This is a genomic window from Aliidiomarina sedimenti, assembly GCF_003986955.1.
GTDB lineage: Bacteria > Pseudomonadota > Gammaproteobacteria > Enterobacterales > Alteromonadaceae > Aliidiomarina > Aliidiomarina sedimenti.
Map to the genome: position 1 here is coordinate 157,547 of NZ_PIPN01000005.1, position 18,054 is coordinate 175,600.

19 protein-coding genes are annotated in these 18,054 nt (G+C 51.4%); 5 read left to right on the forward strand and 14 right to left on the reverse strand.

Going from position 1 to position 18,054, the window contains the following annotated elements:
• Position 1 precedes the first annotated feature (1 nt).
• Positions 2-637 (forward strand): endonuclease III, encoded by a 636-nt coding sequence (gene nth / locus CWE12_RS11450; RefSeq protein WP_126789839.1) that lies wholly within the window; start codon positions 2-4, stop codon positions 635-637.
• Positions 638-709: 72 nt separating this feature from the next.
• Here nth and CWE12_RS11455 read toward each other — a convergent pair whose 3' ends face one another.
• On the reverse strand, positions 710-1,618 hold the full coding sequence (locus CWE12_RS11455) for a flagellar protein MotY (RefSeq protein ID WP_126789840.1): 909 nt from the start codon (positions 1,616-1,618) through the stop codon (positions 710-712).
• 270 nt (positions 1,619-1,888) lie between these two features.
• Between CWE12_RS11455 and rnt the strand changes: the two genes are divergently transcribed.
• Complete coding sequence (rnt, locus tag CWE12_RS11460) at positions 1,889-2,497, forward strand: ribonuclease T (RefSeq protein WP_241972363.1); 609 nt, start codon at positions 1,889-1,891, stop codon at positions 2,495-2,497.
• 63 nt (positions 2,498-2,560) lie between these two features.
• Here the strand turns inward: rnt and CWE12_RS11465 are convergent, their stop codons facing one another.
• Positions 2,561-3,166, reverse strand: coding sequence for a peroxiredoxin (locus tag CWE12_RS11465; protein ID WP_126789841.1), 606 nt, complete (start codon positions 3,164-3,166; stop codon positions 2,561-2,563).
• 80 nt (positions 3,167-3,246) lie between these two features.
• Positions 3,247-3,609 carry a Grx4 family monothiol glutaredoxin gene (grxD, locus tag CWE12_RS11470; protein ID WP_126789842.1) on the reverse strand — a complete coding sequence of 121 codons (363 nt, stop codon included), beginning with the start codon at positions 3,607-3,609 and terminating at the stop codon, positions 3,247-3,249.
• Between the two features lie 243 nt (positions 3,610-3,852).
• Here grxD and sodB point away from each other — a divergent pair, with 243 nt between their 5' ends.
• The gene (gene sodB / locus CWE12_RS11475; protein WP_126789843.1) at positions 3,853-4,434 is read left to right on the forward strand and encodes a superoxide dismutase [Fe]; all 582 of its coding nucleotides are present in this window, start codon (positions 3,853-3,855) and stop codon (positions 4,432-4,434) included.
• Between the two features lie 213 nt (positions 4,435-4,647).
• Here sodB and fadR read toward each other — a convergent pair whose 3' ends face one another.
• Positions 4,648-5,358 (reverse strand): fatty acid metabolism transcriptional regulator FadR, encoded by a 711-nt coding sequence (gene fadR / locus CWE12_RS11480; RefSeq protein WP_126789844.1) that lies wholly within the window; start codon positions 5,356-5,358, stop codon positions 4,648-4,650.
• A 170-nt stretch (positions 5,359-5,528) separates the two neighbouring features.
• Between fadR and CWE12_RS11485 the strand changes: the two genes are divergently transcribed.
• Positions 5,529-6,086: a disulfide bond formation protein B gene (locus CWE12_RS11485; protein WP_157981969.1), complete on the forward strand. Its 558-nt coding sequence runs from the start codon at positions 5,529-5,531 to the stop codon at positions 6,084-6,086.
• On the opposite strand, the gene CWE12_RS11490 is transcribed toward CWE12_RS11485, so the two are convergent.
• The 10 genes from CWE12_RS11490 to CWE12_RS11535 all read right to left on the reverse strand — a co-directional run bounded on the left by CWE12_RS11490 (position 6,083) and on the right by CWE12_RS11535 (position 15,854).
• A complete protein-coding gene (locus tag CWE12_RS11490) occupies positions 6,083-6,580 on the reverse strand; it encodes a YcgN family cysteine cluster protein (RefSeq protein ID WP_126789846.1) in 498 nt (165 codons plus the stop codon). The two genes, CWE12_RS11485 and CWE12_RS11490, sit on opposite strands and share 4 nt — an antisense overlap.
• Before the next feature lie 15 nt (positions 6,581-6,595).
• Entirely contained in the window at positions 6,596-7,276 is a 681-nt protein-coding gene (locus CWE12_RS11495) for a fumarylacetoacetate hydrolase family protein (protein ID WP_126789847.1), read from the reverse strand.
• Positions 7,277-7,282: 6 nt separating this feature from the next.
• Entirely contained in the window at positions 7,283-8,284 is a 1,002-nt protein-coding gene (locus CWE12_RS11500; RefSeq protein WP_198675746.1) for a lytic murein transglycosylase, read from the reverse strand.
• 11 nt (positions 8,285-8,295) lie between these two features.
• On the reverse strand, positions 8,296-8,571 hold the full coding sequence (locus CWE12_RS11505) for a YcgL domain-containing protein (RefSeq protein ID WP_126789848.1): 276 nt from the start codon (positions 8,569-8,571) through the stop codon (positions 8,296-8,298).
• 36 nt (positions 8,572-8,607) lie between these two features.
• Positions 8,608-9,756 carry a ribonuclease D gene (gene rnd / locus CWE12_RS11510; RefSeq protein WP_126789849.1) on the reverse strand — a complete coding sequence of 383 codons (1,149 nt, stop codon included), beginning with the start codon at positions 9,754-9,756 and terminating at the stop codon, positions 8,608-8,610.
• Positions 9,753-11,411 carry a long-chain-fatty-acid--CoA ligase FadD gene (gene fadD / locus CWE12_RS11515; protein WP_126789850.1) on the reverse strand — a complete coding sequence of 553 codons (1,659 nt, stop codon included), beginning with the start codon at positions 11,409-11,411 and terminating at the stop codon, positions 9,753-9,755. Before fadD ends, rnd begins: the two co-directional genes overlap by 4 nt.
• Before the next feature lie 172 nt (positions 11,412-11,583).
• Complete coding sequence (locus tag CWE12_RS11520; RefSeq protein ID WP_126789851.1) at positions 11,584-12,447, reverse strand: alpha/beta fold hydrolase; 864 nt, start codon at positions 12,445-12,447, stop codon at positions 11,584-11,586.
• 13 nt (positions 12,448-12,460) lie between these two features.
• A complete protein-coding gene (locus CWE12_RS11525; protein ID WP_157981970.1) occupies positions 12,461-13,132 on the reverse strand; it encodes a Slp family lipoprotein in 672 nt (223 codons plus the stop codon).
• A gap of 26 nt (positions 13,133-13,158) precedes the next feature.
• Positions 13,159-13,875, reverse strand: coding sequence for a tRNA (adenosine(37)-N6)-threonylcarbamoyltransferase complex dimerization subunit type 1 TsaB (gene tsaB, locus CWE12_RS11530; RefSeq protein ID WP_126789853.1), 717 nt, complete (start codon positions 13,873-13,875; stop codon positions 13,159-13,161).
• A complete protein-coding gene (locus CWE12_RS11535; RefSeq protein WP_126789854.1) occupies positions 13,875-15,854 on the reverse strand; it encodes a DNA repair helicase YoaA in 1,980 nt (659 codons plus the stop codon). Before CWE12_RS11535 ends, tsaB begins: the two co-directional genes overlap by 1 nt.
• A gap of 167 nt (positions 15,855-16,021) precedes the next feature.
• Here CWE12_RS11535 and CWE12_RS11540 point away from each other — a divergent pair, with 167 nt between their 5' ends.
• On the forward strand, positions 16,022-18,037 hold the full coding sequence (locus CWE12_RS11540) for a YfiR/HmsC family protein (RefSeq protein WP_126789855.1): 2,016 nt from the start codon (positions 16,022-16,024) through the stop codon (positions 18,035-18,037).
• The last annotated feature ends 17 nt before the right edge of the window (positions 18,038-18,054 follow it).

Consider the following 18,054-nt stretch of genomic DNA (forward strand, 5'->3'; position numbering starts at 1 on the left):
TATGAATAAACAAAAACGCTACCAAATTCTCAGCCGGCTACGGGATAACAACCCCAACCCCACCACCGAACTCAACTTTAGCAACCCGTTTGAGTTGCTGATTGCGGTGCTGTTATCAGCGCAGGCAACTGATGTTGGGGTCAATAAAGCGACCGGGCCACTGTTCAAAGTAGCCGATAACCCGGCTGATATGCTCGCCTTAGGGGTGGATGGGGTTAAAGACTATATTAAAACCATCGGCCTGTTTAACACCAAGGCCGAGAATGTGATCAAAACCTGTCGCATTCTGGTCGAAAATCACAGCGGTGAAATCCCGCAGGATCGGGAAGCCCTTGAGGCTCTGCCCGGCGTTGGCCGCAAAACCGCCAATGTGGTCCTCAACACCGCCTTTGGCTGGCCGACGATTGCCGTCGACACCCATATTTTCAGGGTTAGCAACCGCACTAAGCTGGCCCCCGGGAAGAACGTCAACGAGGTCGAGCAAAAGCTGCTGAAGGTGGTACCTGCCGAGTTTAAAGTGGATGTTCACCACTGGCTTATTTTGCATGGCCGATACACCTGTATCGCCCGTAAACCACGCTGTGGTTCCTGTATGATTGAAGACTTGTGCGAATTTAAAGACAAAACTGAAATCTAGTCCGCTCAGCGCGCACAGCAACAATAAAAAACGGCAGCCCGAAGCTGCCGTTTTTTGTCCGACCGATTTTGTTTAATCGGCTTGAGCACTCAACAGGTTAGGATTGAATGGTCGTTGCAGCTGCAATACCACCCGGCGGTTTTGCGCCCGTTCCAGTTCGGTGTCGTTCGGCGCTGCATGACGACGTTCGCCATGCGCGGTAATGCGAATTTGTGATTCGTTAACGCCATGCTCAAGGAGGAAGGTTTTCACTACCTCAGCACGCTGTTCAGATAACGACTCGTTTTCTTCGAAGGGTCCATAGGAGTCGGTATATGCGTCCACTAGCACCAGCTCGATTTCGCGGTCATGACTGAGATACTGACCAATTTGCATCAGACGCCGTTTCGACGGGTTGGTCAGATCTTCGGTTTGTTCATGATACTGCAACACAGTAAACGCAATGTCTTCAAAGCTATAGGGTAGTAAGTTGGCCACACAGTCTAAGAAATCATCGTAACGGGAATGAAAATTGACCGCGGAAATACTCACTGCCACCTGGTCACGCTGATTATGCCAGTCGCGATAGAAAAAAGTCGGCATCATGCCCTTTTCCAGCTCGGTCAGCACCGTCCATGCCATTTCTCTATTTAATTCACTGCTGAACTGGCGATACATGTCGAGATTGCCAAGTTCCTGCGACGCAACGCCCGGGCGCCACTGGGGGGCGACCGACTTAATGCTGGCCACATCATAGGTATCCGGCAGACGCAGCATATCAAGCTGCAGGCGCAGATTCATATCACGGCTGGCCTGGCTAACAAAGCGGACATTGCCGTAGCGCGGAATATCGTGTTCGAGTGTACACTGCAAGGGTGAGTATTCGCTTACCCGCCACTCCGAGTTGTCCAGACTGGCACCATAGGTGCGCACCGAGCTTTGCGCTGGTGTAGCAGCAATCAGGCTGGTCAGTAGCAGTGAGGTGAGCAGTGTCTTATACATAAAACTACATCCAATGTCAGGTTCAGCGTCTGTTAAAGGTATCGGCGCAAACCATGGTACCTTTAGCTTTTAAAATCCCTTTCTGGCATACTGAGCGCCATCAGAGTGGTCGGCTCCGAGCCAGTACCGATGCAGTTAGTCTACGGGAGTTACATGTCAGATTCCAACCAGACATCAACCAGTCAAGCGATGCCTAAACCTGTCCAAAGCAACACCTCCGGCGACGAGCAGAGCAGCAGTTCACAAAGTGCTCAGCAAAGCCAGGACAGTATGATGAAAGGACGGTTTCGTGGCTACTTGCCGGTGGTTATTGATGTCGAAACCGCTGGCTTCAATTGCAAGACCGACGCATTGCTGGAGATAGCAGCGGTGCTGCTGGACTTTAATGATGCAGGTGAACTGTACCCGGTCGCTACCCATCACGCTCATATCGAACCGTTCGAAGGCGCCAATATTGAGCAGTCCGCTATTGATTTCCATGGCATTGACCCGGCCAACCCTTTACGCGGTGCGGTGGCAGAGGCGGACGGGATGAAGGACATTTTCAAAGCCATTCGTAAGCACCAGAAAGCGCTGGGGTGCCAGCGTTCCGTTCTGGTTGGACACAATGCAACCTTCGACCATGGCTTCGTCATGCAGGCGGCCGAACGCCAGGCGCTCAAACGTAATCCGTTTCACCCGTTCGTGACCTTCGACACGGCTGCGCTGGCGGCTCTGACACTGGGTCAGACTGTATTAGCCAAAGCCTGTAAAGCGGCGGACATTCCGTTTGATGGCAATGAAGCCCATAGTGCTATCTACGACACCGAACGCACCGCTGAGCTATTCTGCTGGATGGTGAATCGCTGGAAGGCGCTCGGTGGCTGGCCCTCACCTTAGCTATCTTCGTTACCCACAAAAAAACCGCGCCGAAGCGCGGTTTTTTTGCAGACAGCTTAAACGTTATAGCTTGTCAGAGTTTTTCGACAGGTAAGCAGATACACCAGCGGCGTCAGCTTTCATACCTTCATCGCCTTCGTTCCAGCCCGCAGGGCATACTTCACCGTGCTTCTCGTGGAAGTTCAGAGCGTCAACCATGCGCAGCATCTCGTCAACGTTACGGCCCAATGGCAGGTCATTGACGACCTGATGGCGAACCTGACCTTCTTCGTCAATCAGGAAAGATGCACGGAACGCTACACCAGCTTCCGGATGCTCGATGTCGTATGCTTTAACGACTTCGTGTTTAACGTCAGCAACCAATGGATATTTAACCTGGCCAATACCGCCGTTATCCACATTGGTGTTACGCCATGCGTTGTGCGAGAACTGAGAATCGATTGAACAACCGATTACTTTCACACCACGTTTTTCAAACTCAGCCAAACGCTTGTCAAACGCGATCAGCTCAGAAGGACAAACAAAGGTGAAGTCCAGTGGATAGAAAAACAGAACAGCTTTTGAGCCTTTGATGTGATCCGCAAAGTTAAAATCTTCAACGATTTCACCATTACCTAACACTGCTGCCGCAGTAAAATCAGGGGCTTGACGTCCAACTAGTACAGCCATTTGTATATTCTCCATTTAATAGTCGTGAATAAAAATATAGACCTCAGCAATATGAGGGCGTTTAGTCCGAATTCAAGGGCTTAGTCTTCCGGTTGTGCCGGCGCAGCCTCTTCCACCATAGGTTGCAGTTCACCCTGCTGGAACATTTCCAGAATGATGTCACAGCCACCTACCAGTTCGCCACTAATCCAAAGCTGTGGAAAGGTTGGCCAGTTGGCAATTTTGGGCAGTTCCGCACGAATATCCGGATTCTGCAAGATATCCACGTATGCGAAGGGCTTACCACAGCTCATTAAAGCCTGCGAAGCCTGCGCTGAAAAACCACAGCTCGGTAATTTCGGTGAGCCTTTCATATAAAGTAATACAGGGTTTTCCGCGATCTGTTGACGAATGCGGTCGTGAACGTCCTGTTCCTGTTGTGGTGCTTGTTGGTTCTCTTGCATCGAGTCCACCTCAATCACTGCTTAAAGGTAAAAACCTAGTATAACACCCGGACTTTTTTTTGCTAAGCCCTTGAGATCTGAATCATTCGGCATCATGTATTGATTCTGGGACAGGCGGAACTTCCGCTCGCATAGCTTTCGACTATACTGCTAATACTCATTTTAATGAAGTTTAGCGCCTACATGCGAATGGATTTGCGCTAGATGACATGCATTGTTAAAAAAAAGAACGGAGAGCACATTATGGCTTTTGAACTACCCGCACTACCTTACGAAAAAAACGCCCTCGAGCCGCATATTTCAGCTGAAACTCTTGAGTTTCACTACGGTAAGCATCATCAGACTTACGTAGATAAGTTGAACGCTCAGGTTGAAGGTTCTGAGTATGCGGGCAAATCACTGGAAGACATCATCAAGTCTTCAAGCGGTGGCCTGTTTAACAACGCGGCACAAGTCTGGAACCACACTTTCTACTGGAACTGCCTGAGCCCAAATGGCGGCGGTGAGCCAACTGGCGCTGTTGCGGATGCAATCAGCAAGAAATTTGGTTCTTTCGATAAATTTAAAGAAGAATTCACCAATCAAGCAATTGGTAACTTCGCATCAGGCTGGACCTGGCTGGTGAAAACAGCTGATGGTGGCGTGGATATCGTCAACACTGACGATGCAGAAACCCCACTAACCGACGACAGCGTTACCCCAATCCTGACCGTCGACGTATGGGAACACGCCTACTACATCGACTACCGCAATGCCCGTCCTAAGTACCTGGAAGCATTCTGGAACCTGGTGAACTGGGAGTTTGTTGCTAAGAACTTCGGTTAATAAGCAGATATAAAAAAACCGCGCTCCGGCGCGGTTTTTTTATATCTGCTTATTAACCAAGACTCTCTATGTATAGAGCGCGGGGCTTGAAGATTGAATTAGCCCCACCAATTCAATCTTCAAGCCCCGCGCTCGCTCTATCGGTCTCAATTCAAAGCCCAAGCCTTAGACCCGACCTATTGATCTGTCAGATCGGCTAAGCTCTCATTTACCTCAATCCACCAAATTAGCCGGAATCCGCTCGCGCAAACTAAACCAAATCTTAGCCGACTCGTAGCCGTACTTACGCACCAGGGTCACTGACTCTTCATAATTCCCCTGCTCAGCCAGCGCACGCAGCTCACTGTAATATTTACGCGCCAGCGGACGAGCTTCGTCTGAAGAAAAATAAAACTGACCGATGCGCGCGTACAGCCCTTTAAAGCCATTCAGCACCAGAATATAAATCGGATTCTCCGACGCCATCGCCAACTCGTGATTGAGCGTGTAATCAAAATCCGCAAACGCTTTTGGCGTATCTTCTAAGGCCTCGGCTTTGGCTAGCGCAAGTACCGCTTTCTCTGGGTTCTTACGAATAGCGGCACGAATATAAATGGTACTGATATTGGTGCGGGCTGAGAGAAGTTGATCAACCAGTTCTGGCATACCCTCTTCATCCAGTCGCGCCAATGTCTCCAGGATATTCAAACCAGAGGTTTCCCAAAAGTTGTTTACCTTGGTCGGCTTACCATGCTGAATCGTCAACCAGCCATCACGCGCCAGTCGCTGCAAAACTTCACGCAGGGTCGTCCGGGTCACCCCGATTAGCTCAGACAGCTCGCGCTCTGCAGGCAAGATTGAACCGGGCGCAAAGTGGCCGTTCCAAATCGATTTAACAATGTACTCTTCGGCAAATCCCGCCGGACTTTGTGCTTTAATAATCATTCAGAAACCTTTGGTCAGCCCTGCTTTTTACAATGAAACAGGAGAAGGAATGCGCTGATTCTAACGCGCCGGCATTGGTCGGACAAGTATCCTGTCATTTTCCTTTTGACCTGTGCTACTCTGCCACCACGTTTTACATTGTTATCATCACTTCACTGAGTGTGACACCCTTGAAGCAATCGAACTTAACTAACATATCATATAGCATAGCATGCTGGCCAACCCTGCGCTGGCCCTGGCTCTTACTCGCCCTGACCGCCTCTACCCTGGTCAGCTATGCGCTCTACACTCAACACGGACCACAACAACTTTGGCCCTGCGTGCAATGTATTTATCAACGCACTGCAATGATAGGCGTCGCCTTGTTCGCCTGGTTCGGGTTCTTCACCGCGACCCGCTCAGCGCTGGCTCGCTGGATAGCGCTGAGTGGCTGGTTACTAAGTGCCTTAGCCGGCGCCTATAGTGCTTACTACCACAGCTGGATTCAATCCGCCATTAACCCACTGTTCGCTCCCTGTCAGCCACATCCTGATTTCCCCGGCTGGGCACCGTTGCATCAGTGGTTGCCGCAGGTCTTCGATGCGGGTGGTATGTGTGGTGACATCGACTGGCAGTGGTTGGGACTTTCCATGCCCCAGTGGTTATTCATTATCTTTACCACATTCACTGTCCTCGCGCTGATTGTTGTCGCAGCCCGTCTGTTAAGCGCTGCGAGAAATAAGCGCTAGGCTTCGTTTAATGGCCAGGTAACAATACGCAGGTCGTAGTCCTGCTCATCCATTTCCCCGTCTGAAATCGTAGTCTGCGTGGTAATGCTCATACCAGCCTTCTGCATGGGTACTTTTGACCCCTGGTGTAACAAAGGGTGCCATGCAGGCAGCCCTTTTCCTTCATGCAAGCGACGGTAGGCGCAGCTGGGCGGCATAAAGTGAATATTGGGTAGATCCTGCAGGGTGATGTTGACGCAGTTTGGCACTTTCTCAAGACGTGTCGGGTAACAGTCACATTGCGCCGTGACCGGGTCCAGATGCTGGCAGCGAACATCCGTATAGAAAACCTGTTCATCGGCGTGCATATAGAGACTGTCGCTGTCCTGGTCAGGCGCCTCAGCATCCGCATCAAGTAATTTCTGCAGGCAACACTTGCCGCAGCCATCGCACAATGACTCCCATTCACTGGGCGTCATTTCATGCAATGTTTTACTCTGCCAGAATTCATTCATAACCGAGCCCGGAGGTTAGCCTGCCACCCGGGTTTTCCACGACCAGTGCTTCTCTGCGCCCTGCAGTTGCAAGTGCAACTCATCGCCACGACGCAAGGCACCGACGCCCGCAGGCGTCCCTGTCATCAGGATATCGCCCGGCTGTAAGGTGAAGATCGTCGCCGCTTCGCAGAGCAACTCAAGGACATTAAACATCATTGATTTTGTCTCTGCCGCCTGGCGCACACCGCCGTTGATCTGCAATTCCAGTTGCAGATCACGGACTGAGCCAATTTCACTAGCCGGAATAAAGCTTCCCATCGGCGCGCTGCCGGCAAAGGCCTTTGCGCGTTCCCACGGATGCCCCTGTATTTTAAGCTTTTCCTGTTCATCACGTAAGGTTAGATCCAAACCTAACGAGTAGCCCCACACCGAACTCATTGCCTGTTTCGCGGTCGGGTTCGGATCGCTCAGGCTGCGCCCAATCAAAAGGCTAAGCTCGATTTCATGATGGCAGCTTCCCAGCACCTGCGGCCACTGAATTGGCTGCGTCATCGGCTGCAGTGCACTGGCAGGTTTAATAAACAACAAAGGGTGCTTGGGGACCTGATTGCCAAGCTCTTCTACGTGAGCGCGATAGTTACGCCCCGCACAGACAACCTTCCCCGGGGTAAAAGGTAATACCCGTCCGTAAATATCTTTATGTTGATAACTCATTGATTTTTAGCGACCTAATTGTATGCGATCGGCAAGGTGACCGACCGCGACGACGAAATAGTTTGAGCGGTTCCAGCGCATCAGGGAATCCCAGTTGGTATACGCAAGATAAATACGACCCTGTTCATCATCAGGGATAATCACGGACGCTTCAATATCATCGCGTACCGGCAAGTCTGAACCGTCATAGCGGCGCACACCCAGCGCCTGCCACTCAGCTAAAGGCTTCTTGGTCGACAACCCGGCTAATTCAGTATCGAAATTATCCGGAATGCGTACCTGGCGTCCCCAGGTCACATCATCCTGCCAGCCGACCTGGCTCAGGTAGTTGGCTGCCGATGCAAAAACATCCTCATAGCTGTTCCAGATATCGATTTTACCGTCCTGATTGAAGTCAATCGCATAACTTAAAAAGGAACTCGGCATAAACTGCGTTTGGCCCATAGCACCAGCCCAGGAGCCACGCATCTCGTCTGGGTCTATATGGCCCGCATCAATGATTTCCAGGGCCTGCATCAGCTGGCCTTTAAAGAATGCTTCACGACGGCCTTCCCAGGCCATCGTTGCCAGCGCCGAAACAACTTTGAAATTACCGGTGTAACTGCCGTAATTGGTTTCAACACCCCATAACGCAACAATAAAGCGTGGCTGGACGCCAAATTCCGCGCCCACGCGTTCCAGCAACTCTTTGTGCTCTGCAAATTTTTCAATGCCCTGGTTAACCTTCCAGTCAGGCACTGCTCGCGGCAGGTAGGTATCCAGAGTCAGCACCCGTTCTGGTTGATTACGGTCAGCAGAGACCGAACGCTGATAAAACTCAATTCCTTCAAAAGCACGGGCAACGGTGTCTTCACCAATGCCATGCTCGATGGCTTCATTTTTTAACTGTTCTACATAGCGCTCGTAATCGGGTCGCTCATCTTCAGCTTGTTCTTCGGCATAGACGGCTGGATTCGCCAGCGCGACGGCTAGCATTGCTGTGCAGGCTACTTTAACAACATGCATCATCAGGGTATCTCCTAATCAACAGGGTTTTGAGCGGTGTGCTCTTTAAGCCAGTCTTCCGTGGTGGCGGGTAACTGCAGGTAAAACCCTTCAGCTTCTATGTGTTGCTTAAGTTTTGATGCACTGAGACGCGCAATTTTTCGCTCCCCCTGGAGGAGTAAGGTCATTACGTGGGTATGCGGGGTGAAGAGCTGCTGGAGTGGCTCCGGCAGCTCTTCAAAAGAGGCGTCTTTGGCAATATACAGATATGTATCTGCTTTTTTATGTGACCTTAGCACTATGCAAAACATGGTTTACTCCACTTTCATGTCTGCACTCAGTCTACCTTAAGGCCGTGGCAGCAACAACGCTTCGAGCTCGCTTTTCAGCAGTTCCCCGCGCCAGCCGACCAGTAAATCCGGCGGGTTGAGCTGCTGCCTGAGCGCATCATTACAGAACCAAAGCCAGTGAAACACTTCGTTGATTTGCTTACGGGAACCGATCAACGACGCAGGCACTTGTAATTCCTCAGCTTTCCGCTGTATCAGGGCTTTGGCTTTTTTAAACATACCTTTATAGCCATCGACAAAATCGAGGCGTGGCATTTCCGCTGGAATGTTTTCCTCCGGGCAGGCCAGGCCAGTTTTGACTGCAGCAATAATTTCGTCGCCCCAGCGCCGAACTGCCTGCGGATGCATGCTATCAATCGCAGCAAGTTGTGCCATCGATTGTGCTTCTTTCCGCGCAATTTCGATTAAAGTAGCGTCTTTAACAATAAATCCTACCGGCTTATCTTTGCGTCGTGCAGTGTTTAAACGCCAGGCCGCTAACGCTTGCAACACCGCACGCTGCTGCGGCGAAGTTTGCCAGGCGTTGCCAATCTCGCGCCAGGCTAAATCAGGGTTCAGCTGACGCGTGCGTTTGACGATCTGCAAGGCACATTCATCAGCCACCAGTGCCAGCTTGTCGGCCTGCTGAAGTTCGGTCAGTAAACGTGGATAAATGCGCGCTAAATAAAACACATCAGCCGCCGCATAATAGCGTTGGTCATCACTCAGTGGTCGTGCCAGCCAATCTGTGCGCGATTGTGATTTATCCAGTTCAACATCACAAAACTGCTGCACCATGGCCGCATAGCCAAGGGAATCGCCATACCCTAATACCGATGCCGCTATCTGGCTATCGAACACATTCTGTGGCATCCGTTGCGCGCATTGATAAAGTAATTCAAGATCTTCGCCGCCCGAATGCAGCACCTTGGTCACATTTTCGTCGGCAAGCAGTTGCCAGAAAGGCTCCAGCTCGAATCCGGCTAATGGATCAACCAATACAATGTCATCCGCCACGGCCAGCTGCAGCAAACCAAGCTGAGCATAAAAGGTCCGCTCACGAACAAACTCGGTATCCAGCGCCAGCCATCCAGCCGTTTTTGCCTGATCGCAAAACGCCACCAATTCCTTGGTGGCGTCTATAAAGCGATAATTCACTTCGCTCATTCGTCGTCTCTTAGTTCACGACGAAGGATTTTCCCGACATTGGTTTTCGGTAGTTCCTCGCGGAACTCAACCAATTTAGGAACCTTGTACGCAGTCAGATTTTCGCGACAATATTCAACGACTTCTTTCTCAGTCAGCGAGTCATCTTTCTTCACCAATACGACTTTGACTGCCTCACCTGATGCGTCATTCGGTACACCAATCGCGGCAACTTCAAGGACCTTCGGATGGCTCGCCACCACTTCTTCGATCTCATTTGGATAGACATTGAAGCCGGACACCAGAATCATATCTTTCTTCCGGTCTACAATGCGGAAGAAGCCATCATCATCTGCCACTGCCATGTCGCCAGTCGCGAACCAGCCGTCTTTGATAGACTCAGCGGTTGCATCCGGACGTCCCAGATAACCAGCCATCACCTGCGGACCCTTGACCCACATCTCGCCAGGCTCTCCCAACGGTAGCTCGTTACCTTCTTCATCGACGATCATGATATCTGTGGAAGGAACCGGAATACCAATGCTGCCAGTGTAATGTTCGATGTCATAAGGATTAACTGTCACCACCGGCGCGCACTCCGTCAGGCCATAACCTTCCAGTAAAGGCGCTTTAGTGACCTTTTCCCAATGCTCAGCGACCGCGCGTTGCACCGCCATGCCGCCACCCAGCGCTATTTTCAGTTTACTGAAATCAAGATCTTTAAAGCCTGGGGTGTTTAACAAGCCATTGAACAGCGTATTAACGCCTGAAATCATCGAGAACTGATGTTTGGATAGCTCTTTAACGAAGCCAGGCATGTCACGCGGGTTGGTAATTAAAATGTTTTTGCCGCCATGCTTGAGGAACGTCAGGCAATTCGCCGTCAACGCAAAGATATGATAAAGCGGCAAGGCAGTAATAATTACTTCTTCACCATCATTCATCATTGGCGTAATGACAGAAGATACCTGTTCCAGGTTGGCCACCATATTGCGGTGCGTCAGCATAGCGCCTTTAGACGGCCCGGTAGTACCACCGGTATACTGTAAAAAGGCCAGATCGTCGCCATTCAGGTCGATTTCTTTAAAGCTGGCCGCGCTGCCTTTGCTAAGCGCGCTGTTAAAATCAATGCTGTTATTAAGGCTGTAGGCGGGAACCATCTTTTTAACGTACTTCACGACGAAGTTTACAATCCAGCGCTTCGGAGCTGGTAATGCATCCCCAATACCCGTCAGAACCACCTTATCCAGCTTCACATCGTCTTTGATTTTATCAAAGGTATGAGCGAAATTTTTCAGGATAACCAATACTTTGGCGCCAGAATCACTAAGCTGGTGCTTAAGTTCGCGAGCGGTGTAGAGCGGGTTAACATTCACTACTACCATCCCTGCCCGCAAAATGCCGAAAAGAGCAATCGGATACTGCAGCAAATTCGGCATCATCACGGCCACAGGGTCGCCCTTTTTCAGCCCGATACTTTGTAAGTAGGCGGCAAAGTCACGAGTTTGCTTATCTAACTCGTCAAAGGACAGTTCCTGATCCATGTTTACATAAGCACTTTTACCCTGGTATTTGCTTACACTGTCGTTAAAAATTTCAACCAACGAGCCAAAATGGTCCGGATCAATCTCGTTTGGAACACCTTTGGGATAGCGCTTCTGCCAAATTCTTTCCACCGTGTCGCTCCTGCTTTCTGTTATTTCTAACCCATCCAAATGATGCGTCCGACCTTCTGATGACGGGCCGTTTAAAGAACATTATTGTACATAGCAAAGCGCCCCAACGGGGCGCTTGTCAAATCTGTAGCCCAATATATTCGCATATCCGACCAGTAGATCCTAGCGGATTTTACACTTGTTCGATGAACTGGCAAGTCAAGGCATTTACTACCCTGGCAGGGTTTTGCATGTGAAAGTGATGCCCTCCGGGGAGGGTTTCAAAGCTAATTCGGCGTACATCTGTAGCCCATTTTTCAACTGCTTGCGGCAAGTCATTGTGACCCTGGTCGCCGAGGATCACGTGCATTGGAGCTTCGATGCCCTGCAGAATTGGCGGCACCTGTTGAGCACAAAAGCGAAACGGCGAAGGCGCCCGAACGCGCGGGTCGGTACGCCAGCGATAGCCCCCTTCGACCGGCTGCAGATTCCGCTGCAGCAACAACAGCGCCAGGTCTTCGGAGAACTCACTGATTTCAGCTCGCGCTTTAACCAGGCTGTTAATATCGGCGTAGACAGGGTCACGCCGTTTGCCCTGCTTTAAGCGAGCCTGCAGCCCCTTACGTAACTGCTGCAGCGAGTCGGATGCCGGGCTAACCACCATACCAAAGGCTTCCAGAGTGACCAGTTTTTTAATCGGTTGCGGAAATACCGCCGCCAGTGTCTGCGCCACATAACCGCCCATGCTGTGCCCGACCAGATGGATATTCTGCCACTTTTGGATTCTGATAAGCGCCTCGATATCAGCCACCCAGTCGACAAAATAATAAGCGCCGCCTGCAGGTCGATGGCCTGAATAACCATGACCAGGAAAGTCGATGGCTACCCAGTCAAAGGCATCCAGATAGGGAAACATGGGTTCGAAGCTGCGGCAGTTATCCAGCCAGCCATGCAGCAACAATAAAAAAGGCCCGCCCGGGGTACCTCCACGCAGACCTTTTAAGCTGATATGAGGTAATTCAAAGCTTACCTCGCTAACCTCGTTCTTTGTCGTCAAGCCAACCTCTGGTTTACTGTTCTTTTATTATGCGTTGCTGCACACTTTGCGGGCGTTCTATATGTGGTTCCCGCGAACTCAGCGGGCGCTGCATCTGTTGCGGCTGTTGCTGGGAGCGCTGCGGGCGACTTTCGCCGTAAGGATAGTAATAAGGATGATAGCGGTAAGGACCTACGCCATACAGCGAATGCCGATACCATAACGAATAGGGGTCATAGTAGTAATAGCCAACCCCTATCTGGTCGCGTTGTTGTTGCGGCCGCCACAACTCTACACCAGTGGCCTGCAGGACCGGGTAAAGGTAATTAAATTCGCCGATTTTACCCTCTTCACTGGCGCTGATCTGGCCCAGAGCAGTCAGTGAGCGACCTTCTTTGTATATTTCCGGGTCTACAAAGCGGTCCAGGTAGACAATAAAACGCCCTTCACTGTCGTCTTCAATCTGCGGCCTGCCGTAGCCGTTGAGGCGAAAATGAACCAGCTCAATACGGGTAGCGTCTGCGCTATTTTCAATGTTCGCGATAACGCCTCCCCACCGCGCTGTGCGCCCTTCAAGCTCTGCTGTGCTTCGCAGAGCCTGGCTAAATGGCACCAGATCAGTCGCCTCAGTTCGAATTGGTTCCGGGTAGCGCGATGCACACCCCGCTATAACCAGCGATACAACTAAACCCAAAACTGTTTGCATTATCAGGCGCATGAGCACCTCCCATATCAGCGTCCCGGCAACTTTTGCCAGGTTACTTCATTACGTAAGTAATGCGGTGAAAGATCCTCCGCAGCGATTGCTCGCCCCTGAGCAAAATAGACCTCACCTAAGCTTAGCATGTCTATTGCGTGAGGCAGGCGAACACCGTTCGCTGGTCGTAAATCAATATCAGCGCACTGTGCTTTGATGCGGTCACTAAGCACTTGAGGATAGGTTTCCCAGCCAGTTCCACAGCTAAACCAGAGGTCATTCTGTGTCGCGGAGGCGGGCAAGCTGACCTGCTCGGGCGCACATACCCGTTCTTCATCTATTGCCTGCATAAGACCATTTTGCAGACCGTAGGTTCCCCAGTACACCTCGCCCATGCGCGCATCGATAGCCGCCAAAACCTGGTTTGCCTGGTGCAGTCGGTAGCTCGCCTGTGCCATCGCCGCCAGGGTCGACACCTGGACCAGAGGTAAGTCCTGACTAAACGCCAGACCCTGAGCCATGCTAGCGCCGATGCGCACGCCGGTGAAACTCCCCGGCCCCTGACTGACCACAATAGCACTCAACTGATCCAGGCTGAGCCCGGCTTCTGCCAGTACCTCATCCACATAAGGCAGTAAGGCCTGTGAATGCTGGCGTGGGAGCTCTGCCCCACGGCTAATCACGTCAGAGCCCTGACCTAAGGCCACCGAGCAATACTCGGTCGCACTATCAATTGCTAAAAAAGGTTTCATTATTGATTATCTTCCTGCTGTTCAGCTCGCGCATCGTCAGACTCACGAGCCAAAAATTCTTTTACCACCGGTAATGATCGTGTCCGCGCCATTGCAGGCAAACTATTTAAAAAAATCCGTCCATACTGCTTAGTTACCAGGCGATTGTCACAAACCACCAGGGCGCCATAATCATATGCATCACGTATTAACCGCCCTGCACCCTGCTTGAGACTAATTACCGCCTGTGGCAGCTGAACCTGATTGAACGGGTTCTGACCGCGCAATTTACAGTCTTCAATCCGAGCCTGCAATAATGGGTCATCCGGCGCTGCAAACGGTAATTTATCAATAATGACCAGGCGCAAGGCATCTCCGCGTACGTCTACACCCTCCCAAAATGAACTGGTGCCGAGCAATACCGCATCCCCGGCGGCGACAAATTGATCAAGCAACTCCCGTTTACTAGTTTGGCCCTGTACGAGTACGGTGCGGTCCAGTTCGACCTGCAGCACCGCTGCGACCTGATTCAGCATGCGATAACTGGTAAACAATAAGAAGGTGCCGCCATGATTGACCGCAATCAACTCACGGGCCAGCTGCAAAATGTGCTGCGCCATCGCCGGATCACTCGGTTGCGGCAAGTACCTTGGCATGTACAGCATCGCCTGACGGGAGAAATCGAACGGGCTCGATAATACTAAGGTTTGTGCGTCCTGCAGGCCCAGCCGACCACTAAAGTGACTGAAGTCTCCGTCCACTGCCAGAGTAGCCGAGGTAAACACCCAACGCGCTTGCTGACGCTGGATAAATTCAGCAAACTTATCTGCGACGCTCAGCGGAGTCTGATGCACAGTTAAATGGCGACTGGTCGTTTCATACCAAAAGCTATACCCGGTGCGAGCAGTATTTGTTAATTGCTGCCAGCGTGTTTTCAGGGCCAGAATGCGCTCGTAACACTGGTCGAGGACTTTGTTGCGCCCCAGCGACGCTTTAACAATGTCATAGGCTCGCTGCAATGTCGTGGTTAAGCGCTCACTATCCGACGCCACAGCGGTTTGCTTATGCGCATCGCGCCAGTTGCCTCGTTCGGGGTCGCGGGCAAACTGCAAACGCAGGTCAAGACCACCTTTCTCCAGTTGGTCAGCAATACTCTCCAGTTGCTTAAGATCTTTCAATTCAGTGCGATAGAGCATCCGCAGATCCTGGCCAAGCTCGGCAAGCTGACGGGTACTCAATGACTCGCTAAAATAGTTGCTGGCAATATCAGGCACCTGATGGGCCTCATCAAAAATAACCATGTCCGCTTGCGGAATTAGCTCGCCAAACCCCGTGTCTTTCAGCACCGCATCGGCAAAAAAGAGATGGTGATTGACCACCACTACATCGGCTTCCAGCGCCTTTTGTCTGGCTTTGACTACATAGCAGTCGTCGTAAGCCGGGCATTCGCGACCCAGACAGTTGTCAGCGGTGCTGGTAATTTGCGGTAAAATAATCGCATCTTCGGGCAGCTCAGTAAGTTCTCCAAGGTCGCCGCTACGGGTTTGATTGGACCATTGTTTTACCACCCTCGCCTGCTGCTGCATCTGGGCCAGGTATTGGGGGTCAAAGCGAGAAGGCTGCTGCACGAACTGCTCCATTCGCTGAATACACAGGTAGTTGTTACGCCCTTTCAATAGCGCCACCACCGCATCGGCCGCCAGTACATCGCGAACTTTGGGTAAGTCACGATGAAACAACTGCTCCTGCAGATTCTTGGTGCCAGTCGACACGATCACTTTTGGCCGCCTGCCGTCCTCTCCTTTCGCCATTAACGCAGGCGCCAGGTAAGCGAAGGTCTTACCGGTTCCGGTTTCAGCTTCCACAATTAATACAGGGTGGGCATCCGCCATTGATGCAATCGCTTCAGCCATCTGCATTTGTGCAGGGCGAGGCTGAAAGCCCTCAATCGCCTTACTGAGTAGCCCGTCATTGGCAAAAACATTACTTATGTTTGCCATGCTGCTCCCTGATCCATCGTTACCATTGTGTACCCCAGCTAGTTGAAGCTGCATTATTTCACAGCATTTGATTTGCTTCATCCGTTTCATTCAGCTGGCTAACTTTCCAACAACCGTAGATTTCAGATACAATGCAGCGCTAACGTTTGGCATAGGAAGAAGTTTTGGTGCAGGTTGTTCGTCAGTCCCTTACAGCGTGGCTTTTGTCGCTTAGTATGCTCGTGGTCAGCCATTCAGTGCAGGCCGTGCAGCCTGAGCCATTGCCAACGAATGATGACAGCTACAGCCTGGCCGAGATCCGGGCGGCCTATTTAATAAGTGTTATGCGCTATGTCAACTGGCCCAATGAAGAGCAGCGCTCCGAACTGACCATTGGGGTGCTGGGGGATGAAAATGTTTTTGAGCTGCTCGCTTCTATTCCGCTTGGAGAGATGCGTGATAAACCCATTCAGGTTCAACTACTGACCCGTAATTCTCAGGTGGCTCAGGTCGACTTAGTCTACGTCGGACCACGCCATAGCGGTGCCAGCGAACTGATTCTCAACCAGGCCATGCGCAACAATGTGCTGGTGATCACTGAAGACCGCCTGGTTCGCCAGAACATGATGATCAATATCAGTGCAGACAATGCCGGTGCAATCAGTTACCAAATCAATGACCAGCGGATTAATTCTGCCGGCCTTGAGGTGAACTCAGGGCTACTGCAAATCAGTGGGCAGGAGCTGAATACCCTTGCTGCACACCACAGGTCGATGCTTGAGATTGCCAGTATTCAAAGCAGCCGTCAGGAGCTGAGTGAACAGAATAACCTGCTCCGCGAGGAACTCCGTCAGTTGCAGGAGCGCATTTCCAGCCTCGAGCAGGCGCTCAGTGAACGTGATCAGGTACTCCGCGTGCAGGAAGGAACCATCGAAGAAAAGCAGGAAGTGATGGACTCGCAGCAGGCTACCCTGAACAACTTGTTGTCAGAACTGGAACAACAACGCGAATTATTGTTTAACCGTGAGGAACAACTTAACCGGATTCAAAACTTACTTGATGACAGTGAACGAACCTTACGTGAGCAGGAACGCTTGCTGGAAACCAAAGAGGCGCAACTGGCGGCTAAAGAGCAGGAAGGCAATGAGCTGGCTCAGCGTATTACGGCCAATCGCGACATTCTTGCTGCCCAACAGCAGCAGTTGCGTGATCAACGCAGTGCCCTGACGGAGCAGGCTGCACTCATCGAGAATCGCGAACGCACTATCGACCGACAGCGGGAATACCTGATTTATATCCTGATTGCATTAGCGGCGGCCTCAATATTAGGTGTCCTCAGCTTAAGCTTGTACGTCAAAAAACGACGCACCGCGACACAACTCATGGATGCCCTTACCGAGCTGCATAACGCTCAGGACAAGCTGGTAGAGTCAGAAAAAATGGCCGCGCTTGGTAACCTGGTCGCTGGTGTTGCCCATGAAGTCAACACGCCGCTGGGTGTTGCATTAACCGCCACCTCGATGTTGAACGATCGCCGCGAAATTCTGCAGCAGAATGTGCGTGAAGGGCGGCTTACGCGGGAGCAACTGGATCGCTTCCTCGGCCAGTCAGAGGAGTCTCTCAGCCTGACCGAGAAAAATCTGAGCCGGGTAGCGCGGTTAATCAGTAACTTCAAACAGGTTGCTGTGGATCAGATGGTGACCGAACGACGCACGATTGATCTCGGCAACTACATTGAAGAAATCATGTCAGCGCTATCCATTGAATTAAAACGTGCCCACATAGACTTCCAGATTGATGTCGATGGCGAAATCGAAATGGACACCATCCCCGGTGCGATGGCGCAAATCCTCACCAACCTGGTTACCAACAGCATACGTCACGGCTATGCTGCCACCTCGACCCAGGAGGCCGGTGACAGCGATATTCGTGGCACTATTACTATTCGTGCGGCGCGGGCAGATGCAGACTATGTACGGCTGAGCTTTTGCGACGATGGCAATGGCATGGATGACGCAACCCTGCAGAAAATCTTTGAGCCGTTCTTTACCACCAAACGCAACCAGGGTGGTACCGGACTGGGGATGCCCATCGTCTACAACTTAGTGCGCCAGCAATTGAAAGGCGATATCACAGTCAGCAGTACACCAGGACAAGGTACATGTTTTGAGCTGCTGTTACCCCGCCGGGTGCGGATAAACTAGGCTGTCGGCATAACGCC

Bases quoted from the DNA above. Each gene is read 5' to 3' on its own strand.
- CWE12_RS11455 (WP_126789840.1), bottom strand. From the start codon at position 1,618: ATGTATAAGACACTGCTCACCTCACTGCTACTGACCAGCCTGATTGCT.
- CWE12_RS11505 (WP_126789848.1), bottom strand. From the start codon at position 8,571: ATGTTTTGCATAGTGCTAAGGTCACATAAAAAAGCAGATACATATCTG.
- nth (WP_126789839.1), top strand. From the start codon at position 2: ATGAATAAACAAAAACGCTACCAAATTCTCAGCCGGCTACGGGATAAC.
- sodB (WP_126789843.1), top strand. From the start codon at position 3,853: ATGGCTTTTGAACTACCCGCACTACCTTACGAAAAAAACGCCCTCGAG.
- CWE12_RS11495 (WP_126789847.1), bottom strand. From the start codon at position 7,276: ATGAGTTATCAACATAAAGATATTTACGGACGGGTATTACCTTTTACC.
- rnd (WP_126789849.1), bottom strand. From the start codon at position 9,756: ATGAGCGAAGTGAATTATCGCTTTATAGACGCCACCAAGGAATTGGTG.
- tsaB (WP_126789853.1), bottom strand. From the start codon at position 13,875: ATGAAACCTTTTTTAGCAATTGATAGTGCGACCGAGTATTGCTCGGTG.
- rnt (WP_241972363.1), top strand. From the start codon at position 1,889: ATGATGAAAGGACGGTTTCGTGGCTACTTGCCGGTGGTTATTGATGTC.
- fadR (WP_126789844.1), bottom strand. From the start codon at position 5,358: ATGATTATTAAAGCACAAAGTCCGGCGGGATTTGCCGAAGAGTACATT.
- CWE12_RS11465 (WP_126789841.1), bottom strand. From the start codon at position 3,166: ATGGCTGTACTAGTTGGACGTCAAGCCCCTGATTTTACTGCGGCAGCA.
- CWE12_RS11500 (WP_198675746.1), bottom strand. From the start codon at position 8,284: ATGATGCATGTTGTTAAAGTAGCCTGCACAGCAATGCTAGCCGTCGCG.
- CWE12_RS11490 (WP_126789846.1), bottom strand. From the start codon at position 6,580: ATGAATGAATTCTGGCAGAGTAAAACATTGCATGAAATGACGCCCAGT.
- CWE12_RS11535 (WP_126789854.1), bottom strand. From the start codon at position 15,854: ATGGCAAACATAAGTAATGTTTTTGCCAATGACGGGCTACTCAGTAAG.
- grxD (WP_126789842.1), bottom strand. From the start codon at position 3,609: ATGCAAGAGAACCAACAAGCACCACAACAGGAACAGGACGTTCACGAC.
- CWE12_RS11525 (WP_157981970.1), bottom strand. From the start codon at position 13,132: ATGCAAACAGTTTTGGGTTTAGTTGTATCGCTGGTTATAGCGGGGTGT.